General features: G+C 64.3%; 4 protein-coding genes. All 4 read right to left on the reverse strand.

Going from position 1 to position 4,050, the window contains the following annotated elements; all coding sequences use genetic code 11:
* The coding region (locus EOA38_RS29790) for a glycosyltransferase (RefSeq protein ID WP_189435005.1) at nucleotides 1–324 on the reverse strand (324 nt) is incomplete at its 3' end.
* A gap of 6 nt (nucleotides 325–330) precedes the next feature.
* Complete coding sequence (gene ftsW, locus EOA38_RS29795) at nucleotides 331–1,482, reverse strand: putative lipid II flippase FtsW (protein ID WP_126093086.1); 1,152 nt, start codon at nucleotides 1,480–1,482, stop codon at nucleotides 331–333.
* Nucleotides 1,482–2,882: a UDP-N-acetylmuramoyl-L-alanine--D-glutamate ligase gene (gene murD / locus EOA38_RS29800; protein WP_126093085.1), complete on the reverse strand. Its 1,401-nt coding sequence runs from the start codon at nucleotides 2,880–2,882 to the stop codon at nucleotides 1,482–1,484. The genes ftsW and murD overlap by 1 nt, the downstream gene beginning before the upstream one ends.
* 8 nt (nucleotides 2,883–2,890) lie before the next feature.
* On the reverse strand, nucleotides 2,891–3,973 hold the full coding sequence (gene mraY / locus EOA38_RS29805; protein ID WP_066990736.1) for a phospho-N-acetylmuramoyl-pentapeptide-transferase: 1,083 nt from the start codon (nucleotides 3,971–3,973) through the stop codon (nucleotides 2,891–2,893).
* Nucleotides 3,974–4,050: the final 77 nt, after the last annotated feature.

Genomic DNA, 4,050 nt, shown 5'->3' on the forward strand with positions numbered 1-4,050 from the left:
GAGCGGTGGCAGCGTCGGATAGCCGCCGAAGCCGACGACGGCCTCCGGCTTGATCCTGGCGATCACCCGCCCCGCTTGTCGCACGCCCTGCCAGATCGTCCAGAAGGCCGAGAGCATGGCAATCGGATTCTTCGAGCCCAGCGTCGCCGACGGGATCGAGTGGATGTCGACGGCCGGAAACTGGCTCGAATAGCGCTCCGCGCGGTGGTCGGTGGCGAGATGCACCTTCCAGCCGCGCTCGATCAGCTCATGCGCAAGCGCTTCGGCCGGGAACAGGTGTCCGCCCGTTCCGCCAGCCGCCAGCAGGATGACACCCTTCGACATCTCGCCTCATTCCGCCGCGATAGTGCGTTGCGGGAAGGAAAAGCCCATCTGCTTGCGCTTTTCCGGATGTCGACGCGTCAGCGCCAGCACCATGCCCATCGAGACGGCGATCGCGATCTGCGAGGAGCCGCCATAGGAGATGAAGGGCAGCGTCATGCCCTTGGCGGGCATCAGCTGCAGGTTCACGCACATGTTGATGGCCGACTGCAGGCCGAAAATGGTGACGAGCCCGCCGACGGCGTAGCGGGTGAAATCGTCCTGCTCCTTGAGCGCGGTGCTCAGCCCGCGCAACACGATGAAGGCGAAGATCGACATGATGAAGAAGCACATGATCAGTCCGAACTCCTCGCCTGCGACCGAGAAGACGAAGTCGGCGTGGCTGTCCGGGATAACGCGCTTCACCGTCCCCTCGCCCGGGCCGACGCCGAACCAGCCACCGTTGATCAGCGCTTCGCGGCCCATGTCGACCTGGAAGGTATCGCCTTCGCCGGTAAGGAACTTGTCGATGCGGGCGGCGACGTGCGGAAAGACCGTGTAGGCCGCGAACACGCCGCCGACGCCGGCAGCGCCCAAGACTATGATCCAGAACCACGGCAAGCCGGCCATGAAGAACATCACGCCCCAGGTGCCCAGCACCAGCATGGTCTGGCCGAGGTCAGGCTGCGCCACCAGAAGCGAGATCACCAGGGCGAGCAGCAGCATGGCGAACAAATTGCCCGGGATATCCGGCTGGCGCCTATGCTCGGCGAAAAGCCAGGCGCAGATGATGACGAAGGCCGGCTTCAAGAACTCGGACGGCTGGATGGAGAGGCCCGCGAGCGAGACCCAGCGCCGCGCGCCCTTGACCTCGACTCCGATGTAGAGCACCGCCACCATCAGCACCAGCATGATGCCCAGCATCACCAGCGACATGCGCCTTATTTGCCGCGCCTCCAGGAAGGAAACGGCCAGCATCACGCCGAGCGCCGGAATGGTGAAGATGATCTGCCTTGTGGCGAAGTGGAAGCTGTCGAGGCCGATACGCTCGGCGACCGCCGGGCTTGCCGCGAAGGACAGGACGATACCCAGCCCCATCAGCGACAGGAATGCCGCCAGGAACCAGCGATCGATCGTCCACCACCAGGTTGCGACTGGACTTTTGTCGAGACGGCTTTGCATCAACGTGGCCCTCCGATGGGTTTCACTCCATCAATAGCAGTCGCAGCTTGCCTGAAGGCTTCGCCGCGAACCTCGAAATTCTTGAACTGGTCGAAACTGGCGCAGGCCGGCGAAAGCAGCACCACTGCCTCGCCACCGGTGTCGCTGGCCGCGTCATGGGCGGCATGTTCGACTGCAGCCGCCAGCGTTCCGGATATTTCGTAAGGCACCGCCTCGCCCAGCGTGGCGGAAAAGGCGGGCGCCGCCTCGCCGATCAGATAGGCCTTGGCGATGCGCGGGAAGAAGCCGCGCAACGGCTCGATGCCGCCTTCCTTGGGCAGGCCGCCGGCGATCCAGTAGATGCGGTTGAAGCTCGACAGCGCCGGTGCCGCCGCATCGGCATTGGTTGCCTTGGAATCGTTGATGAACAGGACATGGTCCTTGCGGCCTACCTGTTCCATGCGGTGCGCCAGTCCGGGAAAGCTCTCCAGCCCCGCCTGGATCTCGCCGAGCTCCAGCCCGACCCTGAGGCAGGCCGCCACGGCGGCAAGCGCGTTCTGTGCATTGTGCTGGCCGCGTAGCGAGCCGATGCCCTCGAGGAAGGCGACACGGCTGTAGCGGCCGTTCATGGCCTCCATCAGATCGGTGCCGTCGGCGAAATAGCCGTCGGTCAGCGGCAGGCGCTTGGAGATGCGGATCACTTGCTTTCCGGCTCGCTCCAGCCGGTCGGCGATCTGGGCGCACCAGGAATCGTCAACGCCGATGATGGCGGTGTCGCTGCCGGCGACCAGCCTTTCCTTGATCGAGGCGTAATGCGCCATCGTGCCGTGACGGTCGAGATGGTCGGGCGTCAGGTTGAGCAGGATGCCGGCGGTCGGATTGATCGAGGGCGCGAGATCGATCTGGTAGGAGGAACACTCCACCACATAGTGCCGCTCGGGTTCCGGCGGATCGAGCGTCATGACGGCGCGGCCGATATTGCCGCCCATTTGGGTATCACGTCCGGCTGATTTCAGTATGTGCGCCGTCAGCGCCGTCGTCGTGGACTTGCCGTTGGTGCCGGTGATCGCGATGAAGGGAGCGCTCGGCGCGCGCTGATTGCGCTCGCGGCAGAACAGCTCGATGTCGCCGATCACCTCGACGCCGGCGCCGCGCGCCAGCTCCACCGCCCAATGCGGCTTCGGGTGCGTGAGCGGCACGCCGGGCGACAGAACGAAGGCGGCGAAGCGCGACCAATCGGCGGCGCGCAGGTCGCCGGTGGCAATCCCGGCGGCGGCGGCCTTGGCGACGCTGTCCGGATTGTCGTCCCAGGCGAGGATCTCGGCGCCGCCGGCGATCAGCGCATGCGCGGTGGCAATCCCCGAACCGCCCAGCCCGAAGAGCGAAACGCGTTTGCCAGAGAAGGATGCGGCGGGGATCAAGCGGTATCCTATCTGAGCTTGAGGGTGGAGAGGCCGACCAGCGCCAGGATGACGGCGATGATCCAGAAGCGGATCACCACCTGGCTTTCGGTCCAGCCGAGCTTTTCGAAATGATGATGGATCGGCGCCATCAGGAAGACGCGCTTGCCGGTCATCTTGAAGTAGCCGACCTGGATGATGACAGAGAGGATCTCCACCACGAACAGGCCCCCGACGATGACCAGCACGATCTCGTGCTTGGTGGCGACCGCGATGGTGCCGATCAGGCCGCCCATGGCCAGCGATCCGGTGTCGCCCATGAAGATCGCGGCGGGCGGCGCGTTGAACCACAGGAAGCCGAGGCCGGCGCCGATCACCGCGCCGAGCACGACGGCGAGTTCGCCGGTGCCGGGAACGAAGTGGATCTGCAGATATTCGGCGAAGACCGCATTACCGGAAAGATAGGCGATGACGCCGAAGGACGCCGCCGCGATCATGATCGGCACGATCGCCAGGCCGTCGAGCCCGTCGGTCAGGTTCACAGCATTGCCGGCACCGACGATGACGAAGCAGGAGAACGGCACGAAGAACCAGCCGAGATTGATCAGGAATTCCTTGGCGAACGGAAAGGTCAGCGAGGACGAGAACGGCGCCTGGCCATTGTGCATGATCACCCAGGCGGCGATGCCGGCGACGACGAATTCGATCGCTAGCCGCGCCTTGCCGGAGAAGCCCAGATGCGACTGCTTGGTAACCTTGAGATAGTCGTCGTAGAAACCGATCGAGCCGAAGCCGACGGTGACCAAGAGCACCACCCAGACATAGATGCTGGAGAGGTTCGCCCACAAAAGCGAGGAGCCGATGATGCCGGACAGGATCATCAGCCCGCCCATGGTCGGCGTTCCGGCCTTCTTGAAATGTGTCTGCGGCCCATCGGCGCGGATCGGCTGACCCTTGCCTTGCCGCAACCGCAGCGAATTGATGATCGTCGGCCCGAAGATGAAGACGATCAGCGCCGAGGTGATCAGCGCGCCGCCGGTGCGAAAAGTGATGTAGCGGAAGACATTGAAGGCCGAGATCTTGTCCGCGAAATCAACGAGTAAAGTGAGCATGCGCTTCCGTCCCCCGGAGCCCGACCTCAGGTCGGTTCAATGGTTGTGGCTTCCGCCGGAAATTTGCCGAGCAATGC

Origin of the sequence: Mesorhizobium sp. M1E.F.Ca.ET.041.01.1.1 (genome assembly GCF_003997355.1) — a bacterium.
Taxonomy (GTDB): Bacteria; Pseudomonadota; Alphaproteobacteria; order Rhizobiales; family Rhizobiaceae; genus Mesorhizobium.

Excerpts from the sequence above, each read along its gene's own strand:
- ftsW (WP_126093086.1), bottom strand. The coding sequence starts at position 1,482 with ATGCAAAGCCGTCTCGACAAAAGTCCAGTCGCAACCTGGTGGTGGACG.
- mraY (WP_066990736.1), bottom strand. The coding sequence starts at position 3,973 with ATGCTCACTTTACTCGTTGATTTCGCGGACAAGATCTCGGCCTTCAAT.